Annotated in this window: 15 protein-coding genes; 8 read left to right on the top strand and 7 right to left on the bottom strand. The window is 72.8% G+C overall.

Annotated elements, in window-relative coordinates:
• Positions 1-90: 90 nt before the first annotated feature.
• The 4 genes from ACWEQO_RS21310 to ACWEQO_RS21295 all read right to left on the bottom strand — a co-directional run bounded on the left by ACWEQO_RS21310 (position 91) and on the right by ACWEQO_RS21295 (position 3,427).
• Positions 91-813, bottom strand: a complete 723-nt coding sequence (locus ACWEQO_RS21310; RefSeq protein WP_452984817.1) for a TetR/AcrR family transcriptional regulator — start codon at positions 811-813, stop codon at positions 91-93.
• A gap of 206 nt (positions 814-1,019) precedes the next feature.
• Positions 1,020-1,712 carry a phosphatase PAP2 family protein gene (locus ACWEQO_RS21305; protein WP_361458722.1) on the bottom strand — a complete coding sequence of 231 codons (693 nt, stop codon included), beginning with the start codon at positions 1,710-1,712 and terminating at the stop codon, positions 1,020-1,022.
• A 105-nt stretch (positions 1,713-1,817) separates the two neighbouring features.
• Positions 1,818-2,753, bottom strand: a complete 936-nt coding sequence (locus tag ACWEQO_RS21300; RefSeq protein WP_452984816.1) for a M56 family metallopeptidase — start codon at positions 2,751-2,753, stop codon at positions 1,818-1,820.
• Positions 2,754-2,854: 101 nt separating this feature from the next.
• Positions 2,855-3,427 carry a DUF5134 domain-containing protein gene (locus ACWEQO_RS21295; RefSeq protein WP_452984815.1) on the bottom strand — a complete coding sequence of 191 codons (573 nt, stop codon included), beginning with the start codon at positions 3,425-3,427 and terminating at the stop codon, positions 2,855-2,857.
• A gap of 156 nt (positions 3,428-3,583) precedes the next feature.
• On the opposite strand from ACWEQO_RS21295, the gene ACWEQO_RS21290 reads away from it, so the two are divergent.
• Complete coding sequence (locus ACWEQO_RS21290) at positions 3,584-5,311, top strand: FUSC family protein (RefSeq protein ID WP_452984814.1); 1,728 nt, start codon at positions 3,584-3,586, stop codon at positions 5,309-5,311.
• Positions 5,308-5,940, top strand: a complete 633-nt coding sequence (locus tag ACWEQO_RS21285) for a MarR family winged helix-turn-helix transcriptional regulator (protein ID WP_361458714.1) — start codon at positions 5,308-5,310, stop codon at positions 5,938-5,940. Before ACWEQO_RS21290 ends, ACWEQO_RS21285 begins: the two co-directional genes overlap by 4 nt.
• A 49-nt stretch (positions 5,941-5,989) precedes the next feature.
• Here ACWEQO_RS21285 and ACWEQO_RS21280 read toward each other — a convergent pair whose 3' ends face one another.
• Positions 5,990-6,400 (bottom strand): VOC family protein, encoded by a 411-nt coding sequence (locus ACWEQO_RS21280; RefSeq protein ID WP_452984813.1) that lies wholly within the window; start codon positions 6,398-6,400, stop codon positions 5,990-5,992.
• A 94-nt stretch (positions 6,401-6,494) separates the two neighbouring features.
• On the opposite strand from ACWEQO_RS21280, the gene ACWEQO_RS21275 reads away from it, so the two are divergent.
• Positions 6,495-7,037, top strand: coding sequence for a GNAT family N-acetyltransferase (locus tag ACWEQO_RS21275; protein ID WP_361458710.1), 543 nt, complete (start codon positions 6,495-6,497; stop codon positions 7,035-7,037).
• A gap of 6 nt (positions 7,038-7,043) precedes the next feature.
• Here ACWEQO_RS21275 and ACWEQO_RS21270 read toward each other — a convergent pair whose 3' ends face one another.
• Entirely contained in the window at positions 7,044-7,727 is a 684-nt protein-coding gene (locus ACWEQO_RS21270; protein ID WP_361458708.1) for a glycerophosphodiester phosphodiesterase, read from the bottom strand.
• 252 nt (positions 7,728-7,979) lie between these two features.
• Between ACWEQO_RS21270 and ACWEQO_RS21265 the strand changes: the two genes are divergently transcribed.
• Genes ACWEQO_RS21265 through ACWEQO_RS21255 form a run of 3 tightly spaced genes read left to right on the top strand, consistent with a single transcriptional unit; the run spans position 7,980 to position 11,232 of the window.
• Positions 7,980-9,377, top strand: coding sequence for a DUF6421 family protein (locus ACWEQO_RS21265; protein WP_361458706.1), 1,398 nt, complete (start codon positions 7,980-7,982; stop codon positions 9,375-9,377).
• Positions 9,378-9,415: 38 nt separating this feature from the next.
• On the top strand, positions 9,416-10,162 hold the full coding sequence (locus ACWEQO_RS21260) for an SDR family NAD(P)-dependent oxidoreductase (protein ID WP_361458704.1): 747 nt from the start codon (positions 9,416-9,418) through the stop codon (positions 10,160-10,162).
• On the top strand, positions 10,159-11,232 hold the full coding sequence (locus ACWEQO_RS21255) for a threonine aldolase family protein (RefSeq protein ID WP_452984812.1): 1,074 nt from the start codon (positions 10,159-10,161) through the stop codon (positions 11,230-11,232). Before ACWEQO_RS21260 ends, ACWEQO_RS21255 begins: the two co-directional genes overlap by 4 nt.
• 115 nt (positions 11,233-11,347) lie before the next feature.
• On the opposite strand, the gene ACWEQO_RS21250 is transcribed toward ACWEQO_RS21255, so the two are convergent.
• Positions 11,348-12,076, bottom strand: a complete 729-nt coding sequence (locus ACWEQO_RS21250) for a lysophospholipid acyltransferase family protein (RefSeq protein ID WP_361458700.1) — start codon at positions 12,074-12,076, stop codon at positions 11,348-11,350.
• 360 nt (positions 12,077-12,436) lie between these two features.
• Between ACWEQO_RS21250 and ACWEQO_RS21245 the strand changes: the two genes are divergently transcribed.
• Complete coding sequence (locus tag ACWEQO_RS21245) at positions 12,437-12,823, top strand: thioredoxin family protein (RefSeq protein ID WP_452984819.1); 387 nt, start codon at positions 12,437-12,439, stop codon at positions 12,821-12,823.
• A gap of 82 nt (positions 12,824-12,905) precedes the next feature.
• Positions 12,906-13,460, top strand: a complete 555-nt coding sequence (locus tag ACWEQO_RS21240) for a flavin reductase family protein (RefSeq protein ID WP_452984811.1) — start codon at positions 12,906-12,908, stop codon at positions 13,458-13,460.
• The last annotated feature ends 90 nt before the right edge of the window (positions 13,461-13,550 follow it).

The following is a 13,550-nucleotide window of genomic DNA, read 5'->3' as shown; positions in this document are numbered from 1 at the left end:
CACGGCCGGACACCCCGACGGTCCGGCTGGCCGGGCCAACCAGAGCCACTTCAGCCAGCCGGAAAAGAGCCTAAATCACCGGTATTGGCCCTAGGACCTGTCCGGGGCCGGTTCGGTCGCGAAGAACCGCGACACATCCGTCCGGTCCGGCGCGCCCGCCGCGCCGGCTGCGTCCGTCCGGCCCGTCCGGTCCGGCGTTCCCGTCCCGCCCGGCGCCTCGGTGCCGGGCGGGACGCCCAGCTCCCAGGCGAGCCGGTAGCGCTTGAACAGCTCCGCGCGCAGTGTCTCGAGGGGCATCGGCGCACCCGGCATCAGGGCCGAGAACACGGCGCCCATCAGCAGGGCGCGCAGCATCGGGTAGTCGCTGTCGACCTTGCTGGAGCCGTGCCGGGCGACGGTGTCCCTGAGCAGTTCGGCCAGGCGCTGCTGCTCGGGGCAGGGCAGGAAACCCTCGGCCTGCAGCAGTCCGGCCATGTGCTGGCGCATCAGCACGGGACGGTCGCGGGCCAGGCCCAGGATCGCGTCGATGGCCCGCGCCATCCGCTCCTGCCCGTCGTCGGTGCGCGGTTCGCGCTCCAGCGTTTCCTCCAGCGTCCGGTGCATCAGCCGGTGCACCGCGGACTGCACCAGATGGCGCTTCCCCGGGAAGTAGTACGAGACCAGACCCCGCGCGGACCCCGCGCGGTCGGCGATGTCGCCGAGCGTCGTCGCCTCGTATCCGCGCTCGCTCACCACCTCGAGGGCGGCTTGCAGAAGCCGCTCCTTCGAACGCCTCCGCAATTCTTCATTGACCGAGGGGCTGCGCGGGGACATGCTGGACTCCTGCATTGACTGGTCGGCAGCCAACTATACTCAACGCGTCCGGCCGGACCCCTGGTGGGTTCGCTCCGGGCTGCCGTTCTCCTCGGGCGACGCGGGGGATCGCCCGAGGGGGACGGCGCTGACGAGTCTCCGGGCCGGTACCGGGAAGTGGTCACGGGGGCCCGTGGGAGGGTCCGGAAGACGCGGATCGTGCGGTCTCACGGGTGGTGCCGCCGGTGGACGCGCACCGCCACGGCCACGACCAGAGCGCCGAAGAGCCATCCCCCGAGCACGTCCGTCGCCCAGTGGACGCCGAGCCAGACGCGGGTGAGGCCGACGCCGGCCACCGAGAGCGCCGCCACGGTCACGGCCCCCACCCACACGGCCCGGTTCACGCCGTGCCGGTGCAGGAGCCACAGCAGGAGACCGCAGACGATGGTGGCGGTCATGGCGTGGCCCGACGGGAAAGCCGCGTAGTGGGCCGAGTCGAGCGGGTGCTCCCACACCGGGCGGGCGCGGCCCACCGCCGCCTTCAGGACCTGCTGCAGCGCCGTCCCCACGGCGCAGGTCGCCACCAGCCACACCGCGGTCCAGCGGGCCGCGTACCGGAACACCAGCAGCAGTGCGACCGCCCCGGCCAGCAGGCGCATGGTCCACGGGTCCCAGACCCAGTCCGTCAGGACGCGGGCCGCCTGCGTCAGTCCCGGTTCGTCCACCGCCCAGCGGTGCGTGGTGCGGGCGACGTCCCCGTCCACACCGGTCAGCGGGCGCCACTCGGCGCCGACCAGGACCAGCAGCAGCACCGAGCACAGGGCCGGCACGGCGATGGACAGGGCGGCCGGGCGGCGCCGGTGCTCGGGGGGACGGGGCGGCGGTGCGAGGTCGGGGGGAGGTGTGTGGGGGGAGTGCATGAAGCGATCCTCGTCGACCGCCGGGGGCCGGGGCCAACACCGACGCCCTGAACCGCCCGCGAGCCCCGAAGCGAAGAGGGCCTCGGCGCACGCCTCCGGACGGTGCTACCCCAGCGCCCGCAGTCCGGGGACGAACGCCACCAGGACGGGGAGCACCGGGACCAGCGACGCCACGGCCGTCAGCCGCAGCCGGCGCCCCGCCGTGAGCCGGTCCGGGGGAGCCAGCAGCCGGTGCACCCGGGCCCGGACCTGGCCCTGGGAGGCCGGGCAGGGGCCGAAGACCCCGCGGTGCTCGTTGAGCTCGACCAGGGCGAGGGCGGTGGTCAGCCGGCCGAAGCGGCGGGAGGCCGTGTCGTCGGCGGCGAGCTCGACCAGCCGGTGCATCTCGCCGCGGAACGCGGCGAACACGGACACCCGGGGGAACCCGTCCGCCAGCGCGGCGGAGCAGTGCAGCAGCCAGTCGTGCCGGGCCCGCGCGTGCCCCCGCTCGTGCGCGAGGACGGCGTCCAGCCGACGGCCCCGCAGCCGACGCAACGCGGCCGTGGTGACGACCAGCCGGGACGGGGAGCCGGAAAGCCACCACACGTCGGGGCGCTCGCCCTCCAGGACCACCAGCCGCTGCGAGCCGGGATCCTCGCCGGGCAGCAGCGGCGCCCGCACCAGGAGTCCGTCCCGCCGGGCCCGCCGCCGGGCACGGGCCCGTACGACCTCGCGGACCAGCATCGCCGCGCTCCACAGCCCGCCGCACGCCAGCACGACCGCGGTGGTCGCGGCCGGCGGGCCGGACGTGCCGAGGGCGTACGCCTCCACGACCCCGCTCGGCGCCGTCGCGAACACCGGAGTGCCGACCACCCGCGAGGCGGCCGCCGCGCTGAACGTCATCGACAGCGCACAGCACAGCAGCACGGTCGCGATCACGCACTGCCACACCCACAGCGCCACCACCGGCTCACGGTCCGGCCAGGCGGCCCGCGCGAGCAGCCTGGGACCGACGACGGCGGTCAGGACGCCGAGCAGCAGCAGCGCCGCGGGGAGCATCATGCGGTCAGCCTATGAGTACGGATCACTCCCGGGTACGGCCCGTCGGGCAGAGTGACGCGGACAACGGTCCCGCTCGCCCACCCGGCCCGCGGCCGCCCGCCTCACATCGTCAGCAGCATCGCCACCATCGCGATCCCCATGGACAGCCGGCACGCCAGTGCCAGCTCGGGCCGGTCCCCCCAGCCCGAGGCTCCCGGGGACCCCGCCCCGGTGGCCGCCGAGCGTTCCGGCACGGCGGCCACCGGTACCAGCCGGACGCCCGTCACCAGCACGTACCCGGCGAAGTACAGCAGCAGGAGCCCGGTCAGCGCGGGTATGCCCACGCCGCCGTGTCCGTGCTCCCGGCCGGGGGAGGCGGCCATCGCCACCGCCATGTAGGCCATGGCTCCGGCGCCCACCGAATGGTGCAGATGGTGCGGGCTCCCGCGCCCTGCCCACAGGGCCTGCACCGCGGCCGCGCCGAACACCGCCGCCCAGGCGGGCCACGCCCACGGGGGCGGGGCGAACACCGCCGCCGGTACGGCCATCGCGGCCATGCCGAAACCCATCAGCGCCTCACCGCCCGCGGCGCGGCGCTGCTCCTCGACACTGCTGCGCATCCGCAGCAGACAGTAGGCGCCGGTCGCCGCGCAGAGCGCGACCAGCAGCCAGCCGGACGACGCCGGTCCGTGCACGCGTACCTCCCCCCGGACCCGCTCCACGATCGGTCAAGGCATGCCCCGCCCGGTGGTGTGCACGCGGGCGCACAGGCGTACACGGGGAGCATTCGGGGGAGCACCGCAGGTCACCGGGATGTTTTACGAGTAAAAGACCTGTTACCATGGGACGTCATGAGCAGTGCGACCCCCACGCCCACCCCCGACCCCAAGCCCCGGCGCTTCCCCGTGGCCGGTGTGCTGCGCCTCGGACGGCCCTCCCGCATCTGGTTCAAGCCCGCCCTCAGCGTGGTCGCCGCGGTCGCACCGCCCAGCCTGATCCTGGTCGCCCTCGGCCGGCTCGACCTGGCCGCCTACACCATGGCCGGCTCCCTGTGCGCCCTCTACGCGCACAACCGCCCCTACGCCGCCCGGGCCAAGGCCCTCACGGGAGTCGTGCTCGGCATGCTCGGCGGCCTCGCCGTGGCCCTGGTCTCGGCCTCGCTCACCTCGAACGCCGTCGTCCTGGTCACCGTCGGCGCCGCACTGGCCGCAGTGCAGAAGGTGCTGTGCGACGTCACCCGCATCGGCCCGCCCGGCAACGTGATCCTCACCTTCGTCAGCTCCGCCTCGCTGTTCGTCCCCCAGACCCTCGGGCAGGTCCCCGGCCACCTCGCACTGGCCGCGGTGGCCGGGGTGTGGGCCTGGCTGGTCGGCATGGCGCCCGTACTGGTCCGGCCGCACGGCCCCGAGCGCCGCGCCACCGCCGACGCGCTGTCCGCCACCGCCGCGTACGTCGAGACCGGCGGCACCGGCGACGGCCACACCCGGGCCCGAGCCGCCGCCTACGCCGCCGTACAGGCCGCCTGGCAGTGTCTGCTCCTCACCGGAACCCGCTCCGCCGCCACCCGCCGCGCCCTCGAACGGCTCGTGGTCCGCGCCGAGATCGCGCTCGCCGCGCCGGCCGACGCCGACCCCGCGCTGCTGCGCGCTTGGGCCGGAGCACTGCGCGGCACGGGCCGCATCCCGGGCGCCGACGCCTCCCCCACGGACGCCGAAGAACTCCTCGGAGCGGCAGCCGAGCGCGCCGTCCCCCCGCGCCCCCTGCGGCACCGCCTGGGACCGCTCGCCCCCATCGCCGTACGCACCGCCCTGGGCTGCGCCCTCGCCGGCTACGCCTCCCTCGCACTCGGGGTCGGACGGCCCTACTGGGCGCTCGTCACCGCCGCCTCGCTCTACCAGGCCAACCTCAGCCTCACCTGGAGCCGGACCGTGCAGCGGGTCGTCGGCAACCTCGTCGGCGTGCTGATCTTCGCGGCCGTCGCCCCGATCGCCCACCTGGGGCCGCTCGCCCTCGTCCTGTGCTGCCTCGTCTTCAACTTCGGCGCCGAGGCCCTGATCAGCCGCAACTACTGGCTCGGCAGCGTCTGCGTGACCCCGCTCGCCCTGCTCGTCACCGAGTTCCCCGGTTACCAGGACACCGGCTCCCTGGTCACCGACCGTGTGGTGGACACCCTGGTCGGTGCGCTGGTCGGCTTCGTCGCCGCCCTGGCCGTCACCAACCGGCGGGCGGGCGACCGGGTCGAGGGGGCGCTCGCCACCGTGGACCGCGGGCGCGAACACGCCACCCGGCTCCTGGCCGCCCCGCACCCCGACCCCGCCGCCCTGGAGGCCGCCCGCCGCGGCCTCGCTGCCGCGCTCGTCGACCTGCGGGCCACCGCCGACGCGGCCGCGGGCGAATGGTGGCTGAGCTCACTGCCGCAGGAACGGGTCGTGCTCGCCGAACAGTCGGGACACCGTACGCTCGCGGCAACGGTACGACGCCAGGGGCTGCTGACCGGCCCCGGCGCGGAGACGGAACCGGGCACGCACCCGGGCAGTGGGACGGACCCGGGCACGGACACGAAGGACGGACAGCCATGACGACGAGCGAGCGGCTCGCGGCCGACGGCGGACCCGGAGGACCCGCGGCCGAGGGCCGGCGCACCGCCGACGGGCCGCTCCCGGCCGACCCCGGGCTCCCCTCCGGCGCGGGACATCCGGCGGCCGGCGGCGACACCGTGGCCGCGGTGGTCCGGCAGTGGCGGTCCGTGTACCCCGGCCTCGACACCGGACCCATGGAGGTCATCGGGCGCATCAACCGCTGTGCCGCCCTCCTCCAGCAGGCCGAGGACGCCCCGCTGAGCCGGGCGGGACTGACCCGCCCCGAGTTCGACCTGCTCGGCGCGCTGCGTCGCACCGGGCGCGAACTGACCCCGGGCGAACTGGCACGCGAGACCTTCTCCTCGGGCGCCGCCGTCACCAAACGCCTCAAGCAGCTCACCGCGCGCGGCCTGGCGGAACGCCGCGGCGACCCGCGCGACCGCCGCATGGCCCGGGTCCGCCTCACCGACGCCGGACGGGATGTCGTCGACGGCGTCATGCCCGCGCAACTCGCCTACGAGAACGCCGTGCTCTCCGGTCTGGGCGGGCCGGACCTCGGCGAGCTGGCCGCACTGCTCGGCGGGCTGCTGGGACAGCTCGAGGGACGCCTGGGCGCCGTACGGGCGTGACGCGGCCCTCGTGCCCCTCCCCGGCGCCGGACCACCCGGACCGCCGGCCTCAGATTCCCGGCCGGTACCGCAGCGGATGGTCGGCCGGGGTCTCCACCAGGACGATGGGTGTGCCGTCGGGGTCGGCGGTCCACATCTCGACGAGGCCCCAGGGTTCCCGCACCGGGGGCCGGACGATCTCGATGCCCTTGTCCCGGAGCTCCTCGTGGGCCGCCGCCACGTCCGCGACCTGGAGCCACAGCCGCGCCGCCGTGGGCTCCGGTGCCCCCGCGGACGCCGGGGGGGCGGAGCGGCCGGACAGCTCCAGGAAGCCGCCGCCGAGGAAGTAGACGGTGCCGCGCTCCGGGCCGGTGCCGAACTCGCGGTACACGGCGAGGCCCAGCTGCTCGCCGTAGAAGACGCGGGAACGCTCGGGATCGGTGGGGCGCAGCAGGACGCGGCTGCCGAGTACATGCACCATGCGGCCGAGCGTAGCGGCCGGGTTAGTCTCTTCCGTGCCCTGGCCACGCCGGGAAGTGACCGAAGAGGCGAGCGAGAAACCGGAGAAGTGCCCCGTGGATACCGTCACCGAGAACGCGCTGACCTTCCGTGACGCCGCCGCAGCCGATGTGGACGCCCTCGTCGCGCTGATCGAGTCGGCGTACCGGGGGGACTCCAGCAGGGCCGGGTGGACCACCGAGGCGGACATCCTCGAGGGACAGCGGACCGACGCCGAGGAGGTGCGGCAGGTCGTCGAGTCACCGGACAGCCGGCTGCTGACGGTGGAGCGCGAGGGCCGGATCGTCGCCTGCTGCCAGCTCGAGCACCGCGGCGACCACGCCTACTTCGGCATGTTCGCGGTCAGTCCCGAGCTCCAGGGCGCGGGGCTCGGCAAGGTGATCATCGCGTACGCGGAGCGCCTGGTGCGCGAGACCTGGGGCGCGACCGAGATGCACATGACCGTGATCTCGGTGCGCGAGGACCTGATCGCCTGGTACGAGCGGCGCGGCTACCGCCGTACGGGAAGGACGACGCCCTTCCCGTACGGCGACGAGCGGTTCGGCATTCCGCAACGTGCGGACCTGCGGTTCGAGCTGCTGGTCAAGGAACTGGCCTGAGAGCCCTCACGCGGTGAAGCGGCCGGTGCGCTTGATCTCCGGGTAGTCGGTGGTCGCGCCGTCGAGTCCGAGGGCCCGGACCAGTCTGAGGTGGTCCTGCGTGTTCACCACCCAGCCGATGATCCTCAGGTCCGCCTTGCGGGCCCGTTCGACGGTCTCCAGGGTGAGGCGGCGGATGTTCAGACAGAGGGTCGCCGCGCCGACGCCGACCGCCCGGTCCACGACGTCCGTGCTGTAACGACTGGCGACGAGCGCGGTGCGCACCCCCGGCACCAGGCGCGCGATCTCGGCGATCGCGTCGTCGTGGAACGAGGACACCTCGATCCGGTCCGTCAGGCCCCGCCGGTTCATCACCTCGGCCAGCGCCCTGGCCGCCTGTACGTCCTTGATCTCGGCCTGCAACGGCGTGTGGACGGCCTCCAGCACCTCCTCGAAGACGGGGACGTGCTCGCCGCGTCCGGCGTCCAGGGCGCGCAGCTCGGCGACGGTCCGGTCGGCGATCGGGCCCGTGCCGTCCGTCGTGCGGTCCAGTTCCGCGTCGTGCATGACGACGAGCTCGCCGTCCTTGCTCAGATGCAGGTCGAGCTCGATGACGTCCAGGCCGGCCTCCTGGGCGGCGACGAAGGACCGAAGGGTGTTCTCGGGCTCGACACCCATGACTCCGCGGTGACCGATGGTGAGGAAGTTCAAGATCCGACTCGCTTCCGTCGACGGCGGCGCAGGGCCGCGTCCCTACGGCCCTCCTGGACCGTATCGCCTGTGCCCGTTCCGTCCAGACGCTGAACATCATTTTTGAGGAGTGTCGCCCACTCGCGTGATGGGCAGGAAAAAATGCGGTGACGACCGGGGTGGCGCAGGATGATTTGCGGAGGCTCCCCTTGCTGTGGCAAACCCCGTACGTATACGGTCGGCGCACAGAGCTTCTCCGGTGGAGGATGGGACATGGCGGAAATTCTTGTGCAGGTGGGTACGGAGGGAAACGTTTCTCCGGCGGTGAGGGTGGTCGAGCACCCGGCATGGCCCGTGCTCAAGGATGCCGTGCAGCGGATCCGGCCCTGGCAGGCGAAGGACGGCTCGATCGACTTCGACGCCGAGGGCGCCCCGGCCCGCGCCGAGGCCGAGGCCGAGGTGTGCCGGGTGACCGAGGCGCTCGACGAGCTGTCCCCGCTGCTCCCGCACGACCGCGCCTACCACGAGGCCCTGGTGAAGGATCTGCGCCGCTGGGCCGAGGGCGGCTTCGAGGTGCCCGACTTCCTCGACTCGCTGCTGGCCTTCCAGCCCGCCGCGCACCGCGAGGACGGCCTCCAGCACCTGGTCGTCTTCCCGATGTACACGCAGAACGGCAACCCGGACCGCAATCTCGAGGCGGTCGTGCTGCGCATGGTCTGGCCCGACTGGCTGGCCGAGCTGGAGCGCACCCGCTACGACAACCCGCTGTTCTGCGGCATCACCTTCGAGGACTTCACCGCGGGCTACGACACCAACTCCGCGGTGCTCTTCCCCGAGACCATCGCCGTGCGCGAGGCACCCGAGCGCTTCACCTGGGGCGGCATCTTCTGCGACCGCGAGGCCGCCCGCTTCCGCCGCGTCACCGAGGCCGCCGTCGACATCCTGGGCCTGGAGCTGCCCGAGGACGTCGCCGCCATGGTGCACGACCAGAAGCGCTGCGAAGAGGCGTTCGTGCTCTGGGACATGGTCCACGACCGCACCCACAGCCACGGCGACCTGCCCTTCGACCCGTTCATGATCAAGCAGCGCCAGCCGTTCTGGATGTACGGCCTGGAGGAGCTGCGCTGCGACCTCACCGCCTTCAAGGAGGCCGTCGAGCTGGCCGGCGAGGGCGTCCCGCAGGCACGTGACGTGCAGGTCGCGGTGCTGTTCGACCGCATGTTCCGCTTCCCGGTCACCGGTGAGCGGGTCCGCAACTACGACGGCCTCGGCGGTCAACTGCTCTTCGCCTACCTGCACAAGCACGATGTCGTCCGCTGGACCGACAACAAGCTCAGCATCGACTGGGACCGCGCCCCGAAGGTCACCAACCAGCTGTGCGCCGAGATCGAGACGCTGTACCGCGACGGCATCGACCGCCCGAAGCTCGTCCACTGGTTCGCCGGCTACGAGCTGGTCTCCGCCTACCTCTCCCCGCACCCCGGATCCAAGTGGGCCAAGGGCCCCGAGGCGCTGGACCTGACGCTGCCGCCGCGGAAACTCGTCGATGACGTGCTTCCGGACGAGTTTCCGCTGAGCATGTTCTATGAGGCACTGTCCAAGAAGCTGAAGAACGTGATCGCGTCGACCCGGGGCATCACGGCGGACGGCGCCGAGCGGGTCGCCGCGTGAGCGATCTCGTTCACAACACTGCTCAGGAGGCGAGGACCATGGGGAACGGGGCGCTCGAGGGTGCGGTGATCGCGGTGGCCGGCGCGGGGGGACCCGCGGGACGGGCGGCACTGCTCAGGCTGGCCGAGGCGGGGGCGACGGTGGTCGGCTCCGACAACGACCCGGAGCGGCTGGCGGCGGCCGTGGACGCGGCGCGCTACGCGCACGGCGGGGCCACCGTCACGGGTGACACGGTCGACCTGCTCGACCTGGACTCCACCCGCGAGTGGGCCGCCCGCACCGAGAAGGAGTTCGGCCGGGTCGACGGCCTGGTCCATCTGGTCGGCGGCTGGCGCGGCAGCGAGACCTTCACCAAGACCAGCCTGGACGACTGGGACTTCCTGGAACTGCTGCTGGTACGCACCGTGCTGCACACCTCCCTCGCCTTCCACGAGGCGCTCCAGCGCAGCGACCGCGGCCGGTACGTCCTGATCAGCGCGGCCGGCGCCAGCAAGCCCACCGCGGGCAACGCGGCCTACGCGGCCGCCAAGGCCGCCGCCGAGACGTGGACGCTGGCCATGGCCGACTACTTCCGCAAGGCCGGGGGCGAGGAGGGGGCCACCTCGGCGGCTGCGATCCTGGTGGTGAAGGCGTTGGTGCACGACGCGATGCGTGCCGACCGCCCCAACGCGAAGTTCGCGGGCTTCACGGACGTCAAGGACCTCGCCGAGGCCGTCGTCGGCGTCTGGGACAAGCCCGCCGCGGAAGTGAACGGAACCCGTCTGTGGCTCACCGAGAAGCCGTGAACCCACCCAGGACCGACGCACGTCGTCATCACGACCCGGCCGTCCGTGGTTTCGCCAGCGACAACTACGCCGGGGCCCATCCGGAGGTGCTCGCCGCCCTGGCCCTGGCCAACGGCGGACACCAGGTGGCGTACGGAGAGGACGCGTACACGGAGAACCTCCAGCAGGTGATCCGCAGCCACTTCGGCCCTACCGCCGAGGCCTTCCCGGTCTTCAACGGCACCGGCGCCAACGTCGTCGCGCTCCAAGCGGTCACCGACCGCTGGGGCGCGGTGATCTGCGCCGAGAGCGCCCACATCAACGTGGACGAGGGCGGGGCGCCGGAGCGGGTCGGCGGGATCAAGCTGCTCACCGTGCCCACCCCGGACGGCAAGCTCACCCCCGAGCTGATCGACCGGCAGGCCTACGGCTGGGAGGACGAGCACCGTGCCATGCCACAGGTGGTGTCCATAGCCCAGGCCACCGAGCTGGGCACGGTGTACACGCCGGACGAGATCCGCGCCCTCTGCGAGCACGCGCACGCCCGGGGCATGAAGGTGCACGTCGACGGCTCCCGGCTGGCCAACGCCGCCGCCGCCCTGGACGTGCCGATGCGCACCTTCACCAACGCGGCCGGCGTCGACCTGCTCTCCCTGGGCGGCACCAAGAACGGCGCCCTGTTCGGCGAGGCCGTCGTCGTACTGAACCCGGACGGCATCCGGCACATGAAGCACCTGCGCAAGCTGTCCATGCAGCTCGCGTCCAAGATGCGCTTCGTGTCGGTGCAGCTGGAGGCCCTGCTGGCCCGGGACCTGTGGCTGCGCAACGCCCGGCACGCCAACGAGATGGCCCAGCGCCTCGCCGAGGGCGTACGCGCCGTGCACGGCGTGGAGATCCTCCACCCGGTACAGGCCAACGCGGTCTTCGCCCGCCTGCCGCACGAGGTGAGCGAGCGGCTGCAGAAGCGCTTCCGCTTCTACTTCTGGGACGAGGCCGCCGGCGACGTCCGCTGGATGTGCGCCTTCGACACCACCGAGGACGACGTGGACACGTTCGTGGCGGCGCTCAAGGAGGAGATGGCGCGCACATAGGACACAGGGACCGCGCGGGGGTGCGGCCGGTCGGGAACACGTCGACTCCCGACCGGCCGTGCTCCTGCGGGTGGGCCCCTCCGTTCTCGCCGTTCCCGGAGGGGTCCGTCCGGACTCAGCGTGCCTCGGCCTCGCGGACCTGCTCCGGGGTCGGGGCCGTCCCGCCGAGGTGCGCAGGCATCCACCAGGTGTCGTCCTGGCCCTTGGGGCGCACGGGGTAGGCGCGCTGCGCGGCCTCCAGCAGCTCCTGGACGCGCTCCCGCAGCTGCCGGGTGATCGCGCCCGCGTACTTGTCCCTGGACGCCTCCAGCGCCTCACCGACGCGGATGGTGATCGGGGTGTGGCTGCGCTTGAAGTTGCGGGGGTGGCCCTTGGTCCACAGCCGCTGGGTGCCCCACACCGCCATCGGGATCAGCGGCACGCCGGCCTCCTGCGCCAGGCGCGCGGCACCCGACTTGAAGCTCTTCAGCGTGAACGACTGCGAGATGGTCGCCTCCGGGAAGACCCCCACGATCTCGCCGGACCGCAGCGAGTCGAGCGCGTGCGCGTACGCCGCCTCGCCCTGCTTGCGGTCCACCGGGATGTGCTTCATCCCGCGCATCAGCGGACCGGAGACCCGGTGCCGGAACACGGAATCCTTCGCCATGAAGCGCACGAGACGCTTCTGCGGAAGGGCGGCGAGACCGTTGAAGACGAAGTCCAGGTAGCTGATGTGGTTGCTCACCAGCACGGCGCCGCCCGATCGCGGGATGTTCTCCGAACCCTGGCAGTCGATCTTGAGGTCCCACACCTTGAACAGAGTCTGGGCGAAACCGATCACGGGGCGGTAGACGAGTTCTGCCATGGGCGGGGTGGAACCCTTCCTGCTCTGTCTGGGAAGGGGACTCCCAGCCGAAGTTACGCAGCCGTAGGTTTACGGCTTGTCGCTGATGGTGCCCCAAGAACGATCGGCGGACCAGCCCTGAGGGCCGCCTGCGGCGAGATTCTCGTCACGTCCACCCCCTTGATCCACCTCGGGCTTTCGCGGCGCCGTCACCCCGTGCGCCCCGCCGCCCCCGCGGGAGCGGGTGCATCTCACGGCCCTCCCGCGTCGATGTCCATGGAACAAGTGTCCCGTACGGGAACCCGCACCAGGGCGCCGGGGAATCTTTGCGCTCCCGTGAACGCTACGAGGAGTCGGTGACCGGACTGACGGTGTGTGCCGGTGCTCGCGGTGGCGAGTGCCCACGGAGTGCCGCCGCGGCGGCGGAGCAGGGGAGTGCGGGTGCGCGGGCGGGACGACGGAGAGCGGCTCCGAGTGCCGGAACTCGGCGCGGAACTGGGTGAGCGGGCCACACTGGTGCAGTTCTCCAGTGCCTTCTGCGCGCCCTGCCGGGCGACCCGGCGGGTGCTCGGCGAGGTGGCCGGTCTGGTCCCGGGCGTGGCCCATGTGGAGGTCGACGCCGAGGCCCACCTGGACCTCGTGCGCCGCCTCGAGATCCTCAGGACGCCGACGGTGCTGGTCCTCGACGCCGACGGCCGTGTCGTGCGGCGGGCCACCGGGCAGCCGCGCAAGGCCGATGTGATCGCCGCTCTGGGGGAGGCGATGTGACGGAGGGACGCCCCACCGTGAGTCATCTCCCACATCCGGGGCCGACTTGACGGTACGTGGCCCCTCTCGTCAGCCTGACACCATGTGCTCGGCGTTCTCGGAGTTCTCGGAGGTCTCGGCGTACTCGAAGTGCTCGGAACTCCCTCACCCCCGGTGGGTGTCCGCCTCGCCGGAGCTGCTGCGTTCCGTCTTCAGGCAGCACGCGGCGGGTGTGGCGGTGATCACCGCGCGCGGGGAGTCGGGCCCGGTCGGCTTCACCGCCACCTCCCTCGCCTCGGTCTCGGCCGATCCCCCCATGCTCTCCTTCGGTGTCGGCACCGGGGGCGCCAGTTGGCCCGCCATCGCCGCGAGCGACCACGTCGGGGTCCATGTGCTGGGCGAGCACCAGCGGGAGCTGGCGGCCACCTTCGCCCGCCCCGGCGCCGACCGCTTCGGCGCGGCCACCGCCTGGCGCGAGGGCCCCGAGGGCGTCCCGGTGCTGGACGGCGTCCTCGCCAGGACGGTGTGCGCGGTGGTGGCCCGGGTGCCCGCCGGTGACCACCGGATCGTGCTGGCCGAGGTCCTGCTCGGCGACCACACCGGCCCCGGCAGGCCCCTCGTCCACCATCAGGGCCGTTTCCGCGCACTGCGTGACTGACCGGGCCGGGGCCCCTGCTGCGGGCCCGTCGGGTTCCGGTTACGCTGCGTTGCGAAGGTCACAGTTCAAAGCGCTTGCTCAGCGGGAAAG

The sequence above is a fragment of the Streptomyces sp. NPDC004051 genome (assembly GCF_053604275.1).
This window is presented reverse-complemented; position numbering and strand designations above follow the sequence as displayed.